This is a genomic window from Methylobacterium amylolyticum, from assembly GCF_030700245.1.
Lineage (GTDB): Bacteria > Pseudomonadota > Alphaproteobacteria > Rhizobiales > Beijerinckiaceae > Methylobacterium.
In genome coordinates, this window is record NZ_JAUYZI010000006.1 from 20,751 (window position 1) to 36,777 (window position 16,027).

Annotated in this window: 18 protein-coding genes; 17 read left to right on the forward strand and 1 reads right to left on the reverse strand. The window is 72.0% G+C overall.

What is annotated here, in order from left to right; all coding sequences use genetic code 11:
* The first annotated feature begins 155 nt into the window (after positions 1 to 155).
* The 13 genes from petA (at position 156) to dprA (ending at position 11,212) form a co-directional block, all read left to right on the forward strand.
* Positions 156 to 728 carry a ubiquinol-cytochrome c reductase iron-sulfur subunit gene (petA, locus tag Q8W71_RS06215; protein ID WP_305524470.1) on the forward strand — a complete coding sequence of 191 codons (573 nt, stop codon included), beginning with the start codon at positions 156 to 158 and terminating at the stop codon, positions 726 to 728.
* Positions 729 to 749: 21 nt separating this feature from the next.
* Positions 750 to 2,036 carry a cytochrome b gene (locus tag Q8W71_RS06220; RefSeq protein WP_305524471.1) on the forward strand — a complete coding sequence of 429 codons (1,287 nt, stop codon included), beginning with the start codon at positions 750 to 752 and terminating at the stop codon, positions 2,034 to 2,036.
* A 58-nt stretch (positions 2,037 to 2,094) separates the two neighbouring features.
* On the forward strand, positions 2,095 to 2,964 hold the full coding sequence (locus tag Q8W71_RS06225) for a cytochrome c1 (RefSeq protein WP_305524642.1): 870 nt from the start codon (positions 2,095 to 2,097) through the stop codon (positions 2,962 to 2,964).
* 130 nt (positions 2,965 to 3,094) lie between these two features.
* Positions 3,095 to 3,970: an S-methyl-5'-thioadenosine phosphorylase gene (locus tag Q8W71_RS06230; protein ID WP_305524472.1), complete on the forward strand. Its 876-nt coding sequence runs from the start codon at positions 3,095 to 3,097 to the stop codon at positions 3,968 to 3,970.
* Positions 3,971 to 4,071: 101 nt separating this feature from the next.
* On the forward strand, positions 4,072 to 4,659 hold the full coding sequence (gene hisB / locus Q8W71_RS06235; protein WP_305524473.1) for an imidazoleglycerol-phosphate dehydratase HisB: 588 nt from the start codon (positions 4,072 to 4,074) through the stop codon (positions 4,657 to 4,659).
* Between the two features lie 25 nt (positions 4,660 to 4,684).
* Positions 4,685 to 5,173, forward strand: coding sequence for a DUF2628 domain-containing protein (locus Q8W71_RS06240; protein WP_305524643.1), 489 nt, complete (start codon positions 4,685 to 4,687; stop codon positions 5,171 to 5,173).
* Positions 5,173 to 5,835 (forward strand): imidazole glycerol phosphate synthase subunit HisH, encoded by a 663-nt coding sequence (hisH, locus tag Q8W71_RS06245; protein WP_305524474.1) that lies wholly within the window; start codon positions 5,173 to 5,175, stop codon positions 5,833 to 5,835. The genes Q8W71_RS06240 and hisH overlap by 1 nt, the downstream gene beginning before the upstream one ends.
* A gap of 37 nt (positions 5,836 to 5,872) precedes the next feature.
* Complete coding sequence (gene hisA / locus Q8W71_RS06250) at positions 5,873 to 6,616, forward strand: 1-(5-phosphoribosyl)-5-[(5-phosphoribosylamino)methylideneamino]imidazole-4-carboxamide isomerase (RefSeq protein ID WP_305524475.1); 744 nt, start codon at positions 5,873 to 5,875, stop codon at positions 6,614 to 6,616.
* Positions 6,617 to 6,656: 40 nt separating this feature from the next.
* Positions 6,657 to 7,130: a DUF29 domain-containing protein gene (locus tag Q8W71_RS06255; RefSeq protein ID WP_305524476.1), complete on the forward strand. Its 474-nt coding sequence runs from the start codon at positions 6,657 to 6,659 to the stop codon at positions 7,128 to 7,130.
* Between the two features lie 16 nt (positions 7,131 to 7,146).
* Positions 7,147 to 7,941, forward strand: a complete 795-nt coding sequence (gene hisF / locus Q8W71_RS06260; RefSeq protein ID WP_305524477.1) for an imidazole glycerol phosphate synthase subunit HisF — start codon at positions 7,147 to 7,149, stop codon at positions 7,939 to 7,941.
* A complete protein-coding gene (locus tag Q8W71_RS06265; RefSeq protein ID WP_305524478.1) occupies positions 7,938 to 9,242 on the forward strand; it encodes a dihydroorotase in 1,305 nt (434 codons plus the stop codon). The genes hisF and Q8W71_RS06265 overlap by 4 nt, the downstream gene beginning before the upstream one ends.
* 156 nt (positions 9,243 to 9,398) lie before the next feature.
* Positions 9,399 to 10,004 (forward strand): glycerol-3-phosphate 1-O-acyltransferase PlsY, encoded by a 606-nt coding sequence (gene plsY / locus Q8W71_RS06270; protein WP_305524479.1) that lies wholly within the window; start codon positions 9,399 to 9,401, stop codon positions 10,002 to 10,004.
* Between the two features lie 29 nt (positions 10,005 to 10,033).
* Complete coding sequence (gene dprA, locus Q8W71_RS06275) at positions 10,034 to 11,212, forward strand: DNA-processing protein DprA (RefSeq protein ID WP_305524644.1); 1,179 nt, start codon at positions 10,034 to 10,036, stop codon at positions 11,210 to 11,212.
* Positions 11,213 to 11,219: 7 nt separating this feature from the next.
* On the opposite strand, the gene ruvX is transcribed toward dprA, so the two are convergent.
* Positions 11,220 to 11,708, reverse strand: coding sequence for a Holliday junction resolvase RuvX (gene ruvX, locus Q8W71_RS06280; RefSeq protein WP_305524480.1), 489 nt, complete (start codon positions 11,706 to 11,708; stop codon positions 11,220 to 11,222).
* Positions 11,709 to 12,130: 422 nt separating this feature from the next.
* On the opposite strand from ruvX, the gene gatC reads away from it, so the two are divergent.
* The 4 genes from gatC to gatB all read left to right on the forward strand — a co-directional run bounded on the left by gatC (position 12,131) and on the right by gatB (position 15,952).
* Complete coding sequence (gene gatC / locus Q8W71_RS06285) at positions 12,131 to 12,418, forward strand: Asp-tRNA(Asn)/Glu-tRNA(Gln) amidotransferase subunit GatC (RefSeq protein WP_305524481.1); 288 nt, start codon at positions 12,131 to 12,133, stop codon at positions 12,416 to 12,418.
* Between the two features lie 71 nt (positions 12,419 to 12,489).
* Complete coding sequence (gene gatA / locus Q8W71_RS06290; RefSeq protein ID WP_305524482.1) at positions 12,490 to 13,971, forward strand: Asp-tRNA(Asn)/Glu-tRNA(Gln) amidotransferase subunit GatA; 1,482 nt, start codon at positions 12,490 to 12,492, stop codon at positions 13,969 to 13,971.
* Positions 13,968 to 14,267 (forward strand): hypothetical protein, encoded by a 300-nt coding sequence (locus Q8W71_RS06295; protein WP_305524483.1) that lies wholly within the window; start codon positions 13,968 to 13,970, stop codon positions 14,265 to 14,267. Before gatA ends, Q8W71_RS06295 begins: the two co-directional genes overlap by 4 nt.
* A 209-nt stretch (positions 14,268 to 14,476) precedes the next feature.
* Complete coding sequence (gatB, locus tag Q8W71_RS06300) at positions 14,477 to 15,952, forward strand: Asp-tRNA(Asn)/Glu-tRNA(Gln) amidotransferase subunit GatB (RefSeq protein WP_305524484.1); 1,476 nt, start codon at positions 14,477 to 14,479, stop codon at positions 15,950 to 15,952.
* Positions 15,953 to 16,027: the final 75 nt, after the last annotated feature.

Here is a 16,027-nt window from a genome sequence, read left to right on the forward strand (position 1 = left end):
GGCGGATGCCGGTGGACGCCCCCGGACCGGCTTGACTCCGAGCGACCGCCCGCCGCATTGCACAGTTTAGAACGATAGTGCTGTGCTCCCGCCGACCGCACCCGCGAAGTGCGCCTCGGACGGCCGCAGCCGCCCGCGTCTGGAGTGCAGAGACCTTGGCGAACACCTCCGCCGCCGCCCACGCCGCTGCCCCCGAAGGCAGCCGCCGCGACTTCCTGTTCCTCGCGACCGGCGCCGGACTGGCGGTCGGCGCCGCCGCCGTCGCGTGGCCGCTCGTCTCCTCGATGGCGCCGGACGCGGACGTCATCGCCGCGGGCGCCCCGATCGAGGTCGATCTGACGCCGATCCAGGATGGGCAGATCATCAACGTGTTCTGGCGCGGCAAGCTCATCTTCGTGCGCAAGCTGACGGGCAAGGAAGTGACCGACATGAAGGCGGTGCCGGTCTCGGCCCTGTCCGATCCGGCCGCGTTCGACACCCGCGTCAAGAACGGCCACGACCAGTGGCTCGTCGTCTACGGAAACTGCACGCATCTCGGCTGCGTGCCGATCGGTCACTCGGGCAATTTCGAGGGCTGGGCCTGCCCCTGCCACGGCTCGCAGTTCGACGCGGTCGGGCGTGTCCGACGCGGCCCGGCGCCGACCAACCTGCCGATCCCGCCCTACGCCTTCCAGACGGATGCCAAGATCCGGATCGGCGAGACCGGCGGCGGCAAGGCAGCGGCCTGAGGCAGAGGGAGTCAGGGAGACATGAGCGGAACCGCCAGCACCTACGTACCGAAGAGCCGCGTCGCCAAGTGGTTCGAGGCGCGGCTGCCGATCGCCGGACTCGTCCACTCGTCGTTCGTGGCCTATCCGGTCCCGCGCAACCTCAACTACTTCTGGACCTTCGGCGCGATCCTGTCGGCCTTCCTCGGCATCCAGATCATCACCGGTGTCTGGCTCGCGATGCACTACGAGCCGTCGGCGACGGGAGCGTTCAACTCCGTCGAGAAGATCATGCGCGACGTGAACTACGGTTGGCTGCTGCGCTACGCGCACGCCAACGGCGCGTCGATGTTCTTCGTCGCTGTGTACGTGCACATGTTCAGGGCGCTCTATTACGGGTCGTACAAGGCCCCGCGCGAGGTACTCTACATCCTCGGCGTCGTCATCTATCTGCTGATGATGGCCACCGCCTTCCTCGGCTACACCCTGCCGTGGGGCCAGATGAGCTTCTGGGGCGCCACCGTCATCACCAACATCCTCGCCGCGATCCCCGTGGTCGGCGACACCATCCAGACCCTGCTCTGGGGCGGGTACTCGGTCGGCAACCCCACCGTGAACCGGTTCTTCTCGCTGCACTACCTGCTGCCCTGGATGATCGCGGGCGTCGTCGTCCTGCACGTCTGGGCTCTGCACGTGACCGGCCAGAACAACCCCGCCGGCATCCCGATCAAGTCGGGCAAGGACGCGGTGCCGTTCACCCCTTACGCAACGGTGAAGGACGTGTTCGCCACCGTGGTGTTCATGATCCTGTTCGCGTGGTTCCTGTTCTACATGCCGAACTACCTCGGCCACGCCGATAACTACATCCAGGCGAACCCCGCGGTGACGCCCGCGCACATCGTGCCGGAATGGTACTTCCTGCCGTTCTACGCGATCCTGCGCGCGGTGCCCTCGAAGCTCGGCGGCGTCATCCTGATGTTCGCGGCGGTGATCATCCTCGCCTTCGCGCCCTGGCTCGACACGTCGCGGATCCGCTCGTGCAACTACAGGCCGATCTACCGGCAGTTCATGTGGGTGTTCCTGGGCGTGTGCCTGCTGCTCGGCTGGCTCGGCTCGCAGCCGCCGGACGGGGGCTACGTCCTCGCCGCCCAGGTCTGCACGGTCTACTACTTCGCCCACTTCCTGGTTGTGATGCCGCTCTGCGGGCTGTTCGAGACGCCGAAGCCGCTGCCGGGTTCGATCCTGGAGAGCGTGACCGGGCCCGGCAAGCAGGTCGGGGGTGCCGGGGTGCCGATGGGCGCGGCGGCCGCGCCGACGACCAAGGGTTGAGGCGGGACGCGTTCGGATGACCATGACCCTCACCCGCTCGACCCTCCTCGCCGCCGGCATGGCGGCCCTGCTCCTCGGCGGCGCCCCGGCCTCGGCCGAGGACGCCCACGGCGGCCCGATCCCGGAGCGCGTCAAGTGGAGCTTCGCCGGCGTGTTCGGCCGGTTCGACACGGCGCAGCTCCAGCGCGGCTTCCAGGTCTACAAGGAGGTCTGCTCCTCCTGCCACTCGATGAAGCTCGTCTCGTTCCGCAACCTCGGGCAGGAGGGCGGGCCGAACTTCTCCGCGCCGCAGGTGAAGGCGCTCGCCGCCACCTATCAGGTCAAGGACGGCCCGAACGACGCGGGCGACATGTTCGAGCGTCCGGGCCGCCCGGCCGACACCATCCCGCCGCCCTTCCCGAACGACCAGGCGGCGGCGGCGGCCAACGGCGGCAAGGCGCCCCCGGACTTCTCGGTGATCGCCAAGGCGCGGACCTTCTCGCGCGGCAACCTGACCTTCCTGTACGACTGGCTGCCCATCGTCGGCTATTCCGAGCAGGGGCCGGACTACATCCACGCGCTGCTCAAGGGCTACACCGAGCCGCCGAAGGGCTTCGAGATGCCCGAGGGTGGCCACTACAACGCGTATTTCCCGGGCCACATCATCGCGATGCCGCCGCCGATCTCGGACGGGCAGGTCACCTACGCCAAGAACGACAAGGGCGAGCCGGTGGTGCCCGAGACGATCGATCAGTACTCCAAGGACGTCTCAGCCTTCCTGATGTGGGCCGCCGAGCCGCACATGATGGACCGCAAGGCTCTGGGCTTCCGGGTGATCCTGTTCCTGATCGTGCTCTCGGGGCTGCTCTACTACGTGAAGAAGAAGATCTGGTCGGACGTGGGCGGCGAGGTCCACGGCTTGCAGCCGGAGCTGCACAAGACCTACTGATCCGGGCACAGGACCGATCGGCATCCGGGCCTCCCTCGCGGGAGGCCCGTCTTTTTTGGGTCTGTGCCGCGTGCTACCGCGGGACCGGTGCGCGGCTCAGGCGAGCGCGCGGAGGCGGAAAGAGTTCGGCATGACCGCAGCGGTGCTCGGGGTGATGGGCGGCTCCGGCGTCTACGATCTGCCGGGGTTGGAGGACGTGCACGAGGAGCGCGTCGCGTCCCCCTGGGGCGAGCCCTCGGACGCCCTGCGGATCGGCCGGATCGGCGGGACGAACGTGGTGTTCCTCGCCCGGCACGGGCGCGGGCACCGCTTCTCGCCGTCGGGCATCAACTACCGCGCCAATATCGACGCCATGAAGCGGATGGGCGTCACCGACCTCGTGGCGCTCTCGGCCTGCGGCTCGTTCCGGGACGAGTTGCCGCCCGGCCTGTTCGTGCTGATCGACCAGTTCGTGGACCGCACCCACGGCCGCGCCTCCTCCTTCTTCGGCGACGGCTGCGTGGCGCACGTGTCGCTGGCCCATCCGGTCGGCCCGGGCCTCCAGAAGCGCATCGGCGCCGCGGCCGCGGCCGAGGACATCCCGGTGCACCGGGGCGGCACCTACGTCTGCATGGAGGGGCCGCAATTCTCGTCGCTGGCCGAGTCCCGGGCCTACAAGGCGCAGGGCTTCGACGTGATCGGCATGACCAACATGCCCGAGGCCAAGCTCGCCCGCGAGGCGGAGATCACCTACGCGACGATCGCGATGGTGACCGACTACGATTGCTGGCACCCGGGCCACGACGCGGTCGACGTGGCGGCGGTGGTGGCCGTGGCCCGGGCCAACGCCGACAAGGCCGCCCGCCTCGTGGCGCGGCTCGCCCGAGACTTCCCCGCCGAGCGCGAGCCGTGCCCGGCGGGCTCGCACCGGGCCCTCGACGGCGCGATCATGACCGCCCCCGCCGCCCGCGACCCGGCGCTGCTGGCCAAGCTCGACGCCGTCGCGGGACGCGTCCTCGGCGCCTGACCTGGACGCGCACTGCGGGGGCGGACCGGCTTCCACTTCGCCGGCCCGCGCTCTAGAAGGCACGCGCCCCCGGCCGCAAACCACGCGAAGTCCAGAGAAAAATGCGCAGCGCCAGCATCAGCCGGAAGACCGCCGAGACCGACGTCAGCGTCTCGATCTCGCTCGACGGCACCGGCACGGCGGCGGTCGCCACCGGGATCGGCTTCCTCGATCACATGCTGGAGCTGTTCGCCCGCCACGGCCTGTTCGACGTGGAGGTGAAGGTGGACGGCGACCTGCACGTCGACCAGCACCATTCCGCCGAGGATTGCGGCATCGCTCTGGGGCAGGCCTTCGCCCGGGCGCTCGGCGACAAGCGCGGCGTGACGCGCTACGCGGACATCCACCTGCCGATGGACGAGGCGCTGACGCGCGTCTGCGTCGACATCTCCGGGCGGCCGTTCCTCGTGTTCCGCACGCAGTTCCGCGTGGAGAAGATCGGCGGGTTCGACACGGAGCTGGTCCGGGAGTGGTTCCAGGCCTTCGCGATGAATGCCGGGCTGACGCTCCACGTCGAGACGCTCTACGGAGACAACGCCCACCACGTCGCCGAGAGCTGCTTCAAGGGGCTGGCCCGCGCCTTGCGGACGGCCGTCGCCGTCGATCCCCGGGAGGAGGGCCGCGTGCCCTCGACCAAGGGCACGCTGTAAGGGAGCGGCCGCCATGCGGACACGGATGCGCAGCTACACGCTCCACATGCCCGCCGAGTCCCGGCCGGGCGACGCGCACGGGCTCGACCGGGCGATCCTCGTGCCGGACGGCTTCGTGTGGCCGGCCTTCGCCTTCAGCGTGTTCTGGTTCCTCTATCATCGCCTCTGGGTCGCGGCGCTGATCGTCCTCGCCGGGCTCGCGGCGCTGGCGTCGGCCGGCTACGCGCTCGGGCTGCCCACGGTCGCGGGCGCGGCGGTCAGCCTGCTGGCCGCGTGGCTGATCGGGCTGGAGGCGTCGAGCCTGCGGCGCTGGACTCTGGCCCGGCGCGGCCGCCCGGCCCGCGACGCGGTGGTCGCCGCCAACGCCGAGGAGGCCGAGGCCCGCGCCATCACCCGCTGGCTCGCCGGCGCCGCCGCGGTGCCGGACCCGCGCCCGCCCGCCTTCCCGAGCGGCCCGACCCGGGGGATGGAGCCGGTGGTCGGCCTGTTCCCGGCCCGCGAGGGCGGCCGCTGATGACCTCGCAGACCGTCGCGATCATCGATTACGGCTCTGGCAACCTGCACTCGGCGGTGAAGGCGTTCGAGCGCGCGGCGCGCGAGGCCGGGCTCGACGGCACCCGCATCCGCCTGACCGCAGACCCGGAGGTGGTGGCCGCCGCCGACCGGATCGTGCTGCCGGGCGTCGGCGCCTACGCCGATTGCCGGGCGGGCCTCGACGCGGTGCCGGGCATGGTCGAGGCGATGGAGAGGGCCGTGCACGGGGCCGGCCGGCCGTTCCTCGGCATCTGCGTCGGGATGCAGCTCCTCGCCACCCGCGGCCTCGAATACGTCGAGACCCCGGGCCTCGGCTGGATCCCCGGCGATGTCGGCCCGATCCGCCCCAGCGACCCGGCCCTCAAGATCCCGCATATGGGCTGGAACACCCTGTACCCGGTCCGCAGCCACGCGCTGTTCGCCGGCATCCCCGTGGGGGAGGGCGGGCTGCACGCCTACTTCGTCCACAGCTACGCGCTGGATCCGGCCCGACCCGACGACGCGGTGATGCGCGCCGAGTACGGCGGCCCGGTCACGGCGGCGGTTGCCCGCGACAACGTCGCCGGCACGCAGTTCCACCCGGAGAAGAGCCAGCGGCTCGGCCTCGCCCTCATCGCCAACTTCCTCCACTGGCGTCCGTGACCGGCCCCGCGGCCCACGAACACGAAAGACGACCCGCGTGATCCTGTATCCGGCGATCGACCTGAAGGAGGGCCGCTGCGTCCGCCTCGTCCAGGGGGACATGGACCGGGCCACGGTGTTCGGCGACGATCCGGCGGCGCAGGGCGCGACCTTCGAGGGGCAGGGCTTCCCCTGGCTGCACGTGGTCGACCTCGACGGCGCCTTCGCCGGGGCGCCGCGCAACGCCGAGGCGGTCGAGGCCATCCTTGCCCGGGTCGGCATCCCGGTGCAGCTCGGCGGCGGCATCCGCGACATGAAGACCCTCGACGGCTGGCTCGCCAAGGGCGTAGCCCGGGTGGTCATCGGAACCGCGGCGGTGCGCGACCCCGGCTTCGTGCGCGAGGCCGCCCGGCGCCACCCCGGCCAGGTCGCGGTCGGCATCGACGCCAAGGACGGGCGCGTGGCGGTGGAGGGCTGGGCGCAGACCTCCAGCATGACCGCGGAGGAGCTGGGCCGCCGCTTCGAGGACGCGGGGGTGGCCGCGATCGTCTACACCGACATCGCCCGCGACGGCATCCTCAAGGGCCTCAACGTCGAGATGACGCTGGCGCTCGCCCAGGCCGTGTCGATCCCGGTGATCGCCTCGGGTGGGCTGGCCTCGATCGACGACGTGCACCGCCTGCTCCAGCCGGACTGCGCGCTGATCGCCGGCGCCATCACCGGCCGCGCGCTCTACGACGGCCGCATCGACCCGCGGGCGGCCCTGGCCGCGATCGCGGCGGCGCAGCGCCCGGCCCCGTGATAGGATCGCGGCGGCGAGAGAAGCGCCGCGGGAGGCTGCGATGAGCGCGAAGGCAGCGGTCCGGCCGGAACCGGCCCCGACGGCCTACGAGGACGACTTCTACACCTGGACGCAGGAGCAGGGCGCGCGCCTGCGGACGGGGGATTTCGCGAGCCTCGATCTCGAGAACCTCGCCGAGGAGATCGAGAGCTTGGGCAAGGGCCAGTTCGCGAGCCTCGCGAGCGCGCTGCGGATCGTGCTTCTGCACATGCTGAAGTTCGATCATCAGCCGGCGCGGCGGACACGAAGCTGGGCGGTCTCGATCGCCACGCACCGCAAGCATATCGTCGCGGAGCTCAAGGATAGCCCCGGCTTGAAGAGCCGTATCGCCGAAGCGGTCGAGCGCGCCTACGACAGAGCCCGCATCGAGGCTGCCGGCGAGACAAAGCTTCCGTTGAAGCGCTTCCCCGAGATCTGTCCCTACACGACCGAGGAGATCATGAACCGGCCGTTCGCGATCGATCCCGACGCCTGAGCGAGAGGCTCGACCCGTGCTCAAGACCCGCATCATCCCCTGCCTCGACGTGAAGGACGGCCGCGTCGTCAAGGGCGTGCGCTTCGAGGCCCTGCGCGACGCGGGCGATCCGGTCGAGGCGGCCAAGGCCTACGACGCGGCCGGCGCCGACGAATTGTGCTTCCTCGACATCACCGCGAGCCGCGAGGCCCGCGGCACCCTGCTCGACGTGGTGAGCCGCACGGCGGAGGCCTGCTTCATGCCGCTCACCGTCGGCGGCGGCGTGCGGGGCGTCGAGGACGTGCGCGCCCTCCTGCTCGCGGGCGCCGACAAGGTCGCGATCAACACCGCCGCGGTGAAGGACCCGGACCTCGTCGCCCGGGCGGCGGAGAAGTTTGGGGCGCAGTGCATCGTCGTGGCGATCGACGCCAAGCGCGTCTCGGGCCCCGGCGAGCCGGCGCGGTGGGAGATCTTCACCCACGGCGGCCGGGACCCGACCGGCACCGACGCCGTCGCCTTCGCCCGGCTGGTGGCGGAGAAGGGCGCGGGCGAGTTGCTCGTCACCTCCATGGACCGGGACGGCACCCGCTCCGGCTACGACCTCGGCCTGACCCGGGCGATCTCGGACGCGGTCGCCGTGCCGGTGATCGCCTCGGGCGGGGTCGGCGGCCTCGACGACCTCGTGGCCGGCGTCGCCGAGGGGGGCGCGAGCGCGGTGCTCGCCGCCTCGATCTTCCATTTCGGGCAGGCCAGCATCGCGCAGGCCAAGGCCCACATGGCCGAAGCGGGGCTGGCGATGCGCCTCGACGGCGCGGGGGGAGCGCGCGCGTGACCGATTTTTTTCTCACCAACGCGGCGCTGCTCGATCCCGCCACGGCCCGCGAGGCCCCCGGCGCACTGCTGGTCCGCGACGGTCTGATCGCCGACGTCGCCTGGACCGGCGACCCCGGGACGCCGGCAAACGCAAAAGAAATCGATTGCGGCGGGCGGGTGCTCGCGCCGGGGCTGATCGACATGCGCGCCTTCGTCGGCGAGCCGGGGGCGGAGCACCGCGAGACCCTGGCCTCCGCGAGCGCGGCGGCCGCCTCCGGCGGCGTCACCACGCTGGTCTGCATGCCCGACACCAACCCGGTCATGGACGGGCCGGCGATCGTCGATTTCGTGCTGCGCCGCGCCCGCGACACCGCGAGCGTGACCGTGCTGCCGGCCGCCGCCGTCACCAAGGGGCTCGCCGGCAAGGAGATGACCGAGTTCGGCCTGCTCCAGGAGGCCGGGGCGGTCGCCTTCACCGACGGCCTGCGCGCGGTGGCCAACGCCCAGGTGATGCGCCGGGCGCTCACCTACGCTCGCGATTTCGGCGCCCTGATCATGCAGCACGTCGAGGAGCCGACGCTTGCGGCCGAGGGCGTGATGAACGAGGGCGAGCTCGCCTCCCGCCTCGGGCTGATGGGCATCCCCCGCGAGGCCGAGACGGTGATGCTGGAGCGCGACATCCGCCTCGTGCGGCTGACCGGCGCCCGCTACCACGCGGCGATGATCTCCTGCGCCGACTCGGTCGAGATCGTGCGGCGGGCCAAGGCGGACGGCCTGCCCGTGACCTGCGGCGTCTCGATCAACAACCTCGTGCTCAACGAGGGCGATATCGGCCACTACCGCACCTTCTGCCGCCTCTCGCCGCCCTTGCGCGACGAGGCCGACCGCCACGCGGTGGTCGCGGCGCTGAACGAGGGCGTGATCGACGCGGTGGTCTCCGACCACAACCCGCAGGACGTGGAGACCAAGCGCCTGCCGTTCGCCGAGGCCGCCGACGGGGCGCTCGGGATCGAGACCCTGCTCGGCGCCGCCCTGCGGCTCGTCCACACCGGCGACATCGCCCTGCCGCGGCTGCTGGCCGCGATGACCGCGAACCCCGCGCGGATCCTGGGCCGGGCGGCCGGCCGCCTCGCGCCAGGCGCCCCCGCCGACCTCGTGCTGATCGACCCCGACCTGCCCTACGTCCTCGACAAGCGCCGGCTGAAGTCCCGCTCGAAGAACTCGCCCTTCGACGAGGCGCGGCTCCAGGGCGCGGCGGTGCTGACGCTGGTGGGCGGGCGGATCGTCCACGCGGCCGACGACGTGGCGAAGGCGGCCTGACGGCGCCTTTCCGGGCGCGGATTCCCGACGCCCCGCATTACGGCTAAGGTGGAGGCGCGTCAGTCCGGGGCCGCGCAGTGGAACCCGGGGTGACGGGGCGGGGGCAGCGGCGGAACGATCGGCCGGCCATCCGCGCGTCCCGAGCCCGAGGCCCCGATGACACCCGCCGACCTCCTGACGCCCGCTGCCCTCGGCGGCCTCGTGCTGGGCTACCTCCTGGGGTCGATCCCGTTCGGGCTGATCCTGACCCGGTACGCCGGGCTCGGCGACGTGCGCGCCATCGGCTCGGGCAATATCGGCGCCACCAACGTCCTGCGCACCGGCCGGAAGGGCCTGGCCGCGGCGACGCTGCTGGGCGACGCCCTCAAGGGCACGGTCGCGGTGCTGGTCGCCCGGCAGCTCGGCGAGGGGCCGGCGCTGGCCGCCGGGCTCGGGGCCTTCCTCGGCCATCTCTTCCCGGTCTGGCTCGGGTTCAAGGGCGGCAAGGGGGTCGCGACCTTCATCGGCGTGCTGCTCGCCTTCAGCCCCCTCGCGCTCGTGGCCTTCGCCGCGATCTGGCTCGGGCTCGCCTTCGCCCTGCGCTACTCGTCGCTCGCCGCGCTCGCGGCCTCCGCGGCGACGCCGGCGGTGCTCTGGGCGCTGGGCGCCCCCGACAAGGCGCTGCTCTTCCTCGTGCTCGGCGCGCTGCTCTGGTGGAAGCACGCCCCCAACATCCGCCGGCTCGCCGCGGGCACCGAGGGGCGGATCGGCCAGAAGGGATAGGGCGACCGATGCCGGCGCCGTCCGCCCCCATGCGGCTCACCGAATCCCAGCGCCTGGACTGGCTGCGGCTGATCCGCACCGAGGGCGTCGGCCCGCGCACCTTCCGCGGGCTGATCAACCGCTTCGGGGGCGCGGCCGCCGCCCTCGACGCCCTGCCGGGCCTGACCCGCCGCCAGGGCCGGTCCGTGACCCCGCCGAGTCGGGCGCAGGCCGAGGACGAGATGGCGGCGCTCGCCCGCCTCGGCGGCCGCTTCCTGGCGATGGGGGAGGGCGACTACCCGCACCTGCTGCGGATGACCGACGCCGCCCCGCCGCTCATCGCCCTGCGCGGCGAGGCGGCGGGGCTCGCCCGGCCCGCGGTCGCGATCGTCGGCTCGCGCAACGCCTCGGCGAACGGCCTCGCCTTCACCGAGCGGCTGGCCCGGGGCCTCGGCGAGGCCGGGCTCACGATCGTCTCCGGCCTCGCCCGCGGCATCGATGCCCGCGCCCACAAGGCGAGCCTGACCACCGGCACCGTCGCGGTGATGGCCGGCGGCCAGGACCGGATCTACCCGGCCAACCACGCCGCCCTGGTCGACGCGATCCTCGACGCGGGGGGCGCCGTGCTCGCCGAGATGCCGATGGGCTGGGAGCCGCGCGGGCGCGATTTCCCCCGCCGCAACCGGATCATCTCCGGCCTCGCCTACGGCACGATCGTGGTCGAGGCGGCGCGCCGCTCGGGCTCGCTGATCACCGCCCGCTACGCGCTGGAGCAGGGGCGGGAGGTCTTCGCCGTGCCGGGCTCGCCCCTCGACCCGCGGGCGGAGGGGACGAACGACCTGATCCGCCAGGGCGCGACCCTGGTGGCGGAGGTCGCCCACATCCTCGACGCGGTCGGCCCGCTCATCGAGCGCGGACCGGATGCCGAGGCCGCCCCCGCCCGGGACCGGCCGGACTTCGCCGACCAGCCCGATTTCTGGGACGAACTCGACCTCGACGGCGGTGCCGCACCCGCGCCCGCCGCCGACTCCGCCGAGCCTGAACCGGAAGCACAGGACGACCGCGCCCGGGTGCTCGCCCTGCTCGGTCCGAGCCCGATCGGCACCGACGAGCTGGCCCGCACCGCCGCGGTGAGCGTGCGCGTGGTGCAGACCCTGCTGCTGGAGCTGGAACTCGACGGCCGGATCGAGCGGCACGGCAGCGGCGCCGTCTCCCTCGTGGCCCGCTGAGCGGCCCTCACGCCGGGTCGTCGTCCCCGTCGCCCAGGTTGCGCATCACGTCGAGGCAGCCCTGGAGGATGTAGGCGGCGGCGAGCTTGTCCACGAGTTCGCCGCGGCGGGCGCGGGAGGCGTCGGCCTCGATCAGCGCCCGCGTCACCACCGCCGTCGACAGCCGCTCGTCGAAGAACGTCACCGGCAGCGGCAGGATCGGGGCGAGGTTGCGCACGAAGGCGCGGGTCGACTGCACCCGCGGCCCCTCGCTGCCGTCCATGTTGAGCGGCAGGCCGAACACGAGGCCGCCGACCGCGTGCGTCCGGCACAGGGCGGCGAGGCGGGCGGCGTCGGGGGTGAACTTCACCCGCCGGATCGTCTCCAGCGGGCTCGCGATCTGGCGGCCGAGATCGGACAGGGCGAGGCCGATCGTCTTGGTGCCGAGATCGACCCCGATCAGGCGGGCGCCGCCCCGCGAGGCGGCGGCGAAGGCGCGGATCTCGTCCCTGTTCATCGCGCCCCGCCTACGCGAGGCCGGCCCGGCGCGCCAGCAGTCCACAGGGTTAACCACATCCGCACGCGGCCTCGGCTGCCGCGGGAGCCGAAAGTGGCTAGGCTGGTTAACGTTTCGTTAAAGCCCGCTCCGGGGACTGTCGTGCCGGCTGTTTTCCAGACCGCTAACCGTGCCGCGACCGCGCGCGACCGGGCCAGGGCCCGCAGGCAGCGCTGGATGCTGCTCCTGGCTTTCGAGATCCTGGTGTTCGGCTTCGCCCAGGCCGCGTTCCAGCCGGTGCGTCGGCCCGGGATCACCGTGGAGCAGACGGTGACGCCGAACCACGTCGTCACCTGAGTGCCCGCGTTGCGGCGCCTCGGAGCGCGGTGCTATAGCCCGGCCGGCCGCGGGAGGTGGTTCCGCGCCGGGACGAATGGGACGGCATGTCGGTCGACGAGAAGACAGTCCGGCGGATCGCGCACCTCGCGCGGATCGCGGTCACCGACGAGGAGGTCGGGCCGCTCGGAGCCGAGCTGAACGCGATCCTCGCCTTCGTCGAGCAGCTCGACGCGGTCGACGTGTCCGGCGTCGAGCCGATGACATCGGTCCTGCCGATGGCGATGAAGAAGCGCGAGGACGTCGTCACCGACGGCGGCCGGGCCGACGACGTGGTCGCCAACGCGCCCGAGACCGAGGACAACTATTTCCTGGTGCCGAAGGTCGTCGAGTAGGCGGCCCGGTCCGGCCCCCGATCGGGGCCTTTCGCAGGCAGGCGCGCGAGCGCGCGGGGACTTTGAGAAGCGTGAGCAGCCCGAACGAACTCACCCTGGCCGAGGCGCGCGACGCCCTGAAGGCCAAGCGGCTCTCGGCCCGCGAGCTGACGCAGGCGCATCTCGACGCGATGGCGAAGGCGCGGGCACTCAACGCCTACGTCCTGGAGACGCCGGACCGGGCGCTCGCGATGGCCGGCGCCTCGGACGGCAAGATCGCCGCGGGCGAGGCGCGCCCGCTGGAGGGCCTGCCGCTCGGCATCAAGGACCTGTTCTGCACCCACGGGGTGACGACCACGGCCGGCTCGAAGATCCTGGAGACCTTCGAGCCGCACTACGAATCGGCCGTCTCCGCGAATCTCTGGCGCGACGGCGCGGTGATGCTGGGCAAGCTCAACCTCGACGAGTTCGCCATGGGCTCGTCGAACGAGACGAGCGCCTACGGTGACGTGGTCTCGCCCTGGCGGCGCAACGGTTCGGACGCCAGGCTCGTCCCCGGCGGCTCGTCCGGCGGCTCGGCGGCGGCGGTCGCGGCGCGGCTGTGCCTCGGCGCCACCGCCACCGACACCGGCGGCTCGATCCGCCAGCCCGCCGCCTTCACCGGCACGGTCGGCATCAAGCCGACCTACGGCCGCTGCTCGCGCTGGGGCACGGTGGCCTTCGCCTCCTCGCTCGATCAGGCCGGCCCGATCGCCCGCACGGTCCGCGACTGCGCGATCCTGCTCGGCTCGATGTCCGGGCCGGACCCGCGCGACACCACCTGCGCCGACCTGCCCGTGCCCGACTTCGAGGCGGCGGTCGGCCGCGGCGTGAAGGGCCTGACCATCGGCATCCCGCGGGAGTACCGGGTCGACGGCATGCCGACCGAGATCCAGGCGCTGTGGGACCAGGGCGCCGCGTGGCTCAAGGAGGCCGGCGCGACCATCAAGGACATCTCGCTGCCGCACACGGCCTACGCGCTGCCGGCCTACTACATCGTCGCCCCGGCCGAGGCGTCCTCGAACCTCGCCCGCTACGACGGCGTGCGCTACGGCCTGCGCGTGCCCGGCGCCAACATCGCCGACATGTACGAGAAGACCCGCGCGGCGGGCTTCGGCCGCGAGGTGAAGCGGCGGATCATGATCGGCACCTACGTGCTGTCGGCAGGCTACTACGACGCCTACTACGTGCGCGCCCAGAAGATCCGCACGCTGATCCGGCGCGACTTCGAGGCCGCCTACGCGGACGGGGTCGACGCGATCCTCACCCCCGCCACCCCGTCCTCGGCCTTCGGCATCGGCGAGAAGGCGTCCGCCGACCCGGTGGAGATGTACCTCAACGACGTGTTCACGGTGACCGTGAACATGGCCGGCCTGCCCGGGATCAGCGTGCCGGCCGGCCTCGACGGGCAGGGGCTGCCGCTCGGACTCCAGCTCATCGGCCGGCCCTTCGACGAGGAGACGCTGTTCGCCACGGCGCAGACCATCGAGGCGGCGGCCGGGCGGATCGCATTGCCCGGAGCGTGGTGGGCATGACCGTCCCGTTCTATCCCTGGACCGTCTGGATCTGGGCGGCCTTCGACCCCGCCCTGATCGTGGTGGCGCTCTATCTCGGCTGGACGGCGAGCCAGTTCGGCAAGACGTTCATCGCGGCGATCGCTGCCTTCGCCATCGCCGTGCTGTTCTCCTACGTGGTGACGGCGGCGGGTATCCCCTGGCCGGCACCGATCACCCATGACGGGCCGACCTTCTTCTCCGTCCGGGCGGTGGCGGCGCTGCTCTGGGCGATGCTGGGCTTCGGGGCCCGGCGGGTCGTGCGGCGCCGCGCTTGACCCCCGCGGGCGGCGGCTCCTAACTGAACGCCGCGACAGCGCCCGATCCCACCCACCGCCTCATCCTGAGGTGCCCGCGTCAGCGGGCCTCGAAGGAGGGCTCCAGGGATCGCGGCGGCTTCTGGAGGCCTCTTATCGAGGCGGCGCGCGCCGCGCCTCGGGATGAGGCGGTGGACTGGACCCATCGGAAAGAGCCGGCCCGGACGACCATGAACGCATCTGTCGACCCCAAGAAGCTGATCAAGGGCGGCCTGCACGACTGGGAGGTGATCGTCGGCATGGAGATCCATGCCCAGGTGACCAGCCGGGCGAAGCTGTTCTCCGGCGCCTCGACCGCCTTCGGGGCCGAGCCGAACGATCACGTCTCCCTCGTCGACGCGGCGATGCCGGGCATGCTGCCGGTGATCAACGCCGAGTGCGTGTCGCAGGCGGTGCGGACCGGCCTCGGCCTCAAGGCCCAGATCAACCTGCGGTCAGTGTTCGATCGGAAGAACTACTTCTACCCGGATCTGCCGCAGGGCTACCAGATCTCGCAGTACAAGGACCCGATCGTCGGTGAGGGCGAGGTGACCGTCGACATGGCCGACGGCACGACGATCACCGTCGGGATCGAGCGGCTGCACCTGGAGCAGGACGCCGGCAAGTCGCTCCACGACCAGGACCCGACCCGCAGCTTCGTCGACCTCAACCGGTCCGGCGTCGCGCTGATGGAGATCGTGTCGCGGCCGGACCTGCGCTCGTCGGAGGAGGCCAAGGCCTACGTGACCAAGCTGCGCACCATCCTGCGCTATCTGGGCACCTGCGACGGCGACATGGAGAAGGGCAACCTGCGCGCCGACGTGAACGTCTCGGTGCGCCGCCCCGGCGACCCGCTCGGCACCCGCTGCGAGATCAAGAACGTCAACTCGATCCGCTTCATCGGGCAGGCGATCGAGACCGAGGCGCGCCGCCAGATCGCCATCCTGGAGGACGGGGGGTCGATCCAGCAGGAGACCCGCCTGTTCGACCCGGGCAAGGGCGAGACGCGCTCGATGCGCTCCAAGGAGGAGGCGCACGATTACCGCTACTTCCCCGATCCGGACCTGCTGCCGCTCGAATTCGATCAGGCGTACGTCGACGCCCTCGCCGCCGGGCTGCCGGAGCTGCCGGACGCCAAGAAGGCCCGCTTCGTGGGCGATTTCGGCCTCAGCGCCTACGACGCGGGCGTGCTCGTGGCCGAGCGGGCGTCGGCCGACTACTACGAGGCCGTGGCGCGCGGGCGCGACGGCAAGGCCGCGGCGAACTGGGTGATCAACGAGCTGTTCGGCCGCCTCAACAAGGAGGGGCTGACGATCGAGGCGACCCCGGTCTCGGCCGATCAGCTCGGTGCCATCGTCGACCTGATCGGCGAGGGGGTGATCTCCGGCAAGATCGCCAAGGACCTGTTCGAGATCGTCTGGACGGAGGGCGGCGACCCGCGCGCCCTCGTCGAGGCGCGCGGCATGAAGCAGGTGACCGACACCGGCGCCATCGAGGCGGCGGTGGACGCGATCATCGCCGCCAACCCCGACAAGGTCGAGCAGGCCAAGGCGAAGCCGACGCTGCTCGGCTGGTTCGTCGGCCAGACGATGAAGGCGACCGGCGGCAAGGCCAACCCGGCGGCGGTCAACGCGCTGCTGAAGGAGAAGCTGGGGATCGAGGGATGAAAGCGCCCGGCCGTCGCTTACCTTGTTGGCGACGCACGCCCATCCTATCGTCGCGCAGCGTGCGCCTGACGCAGG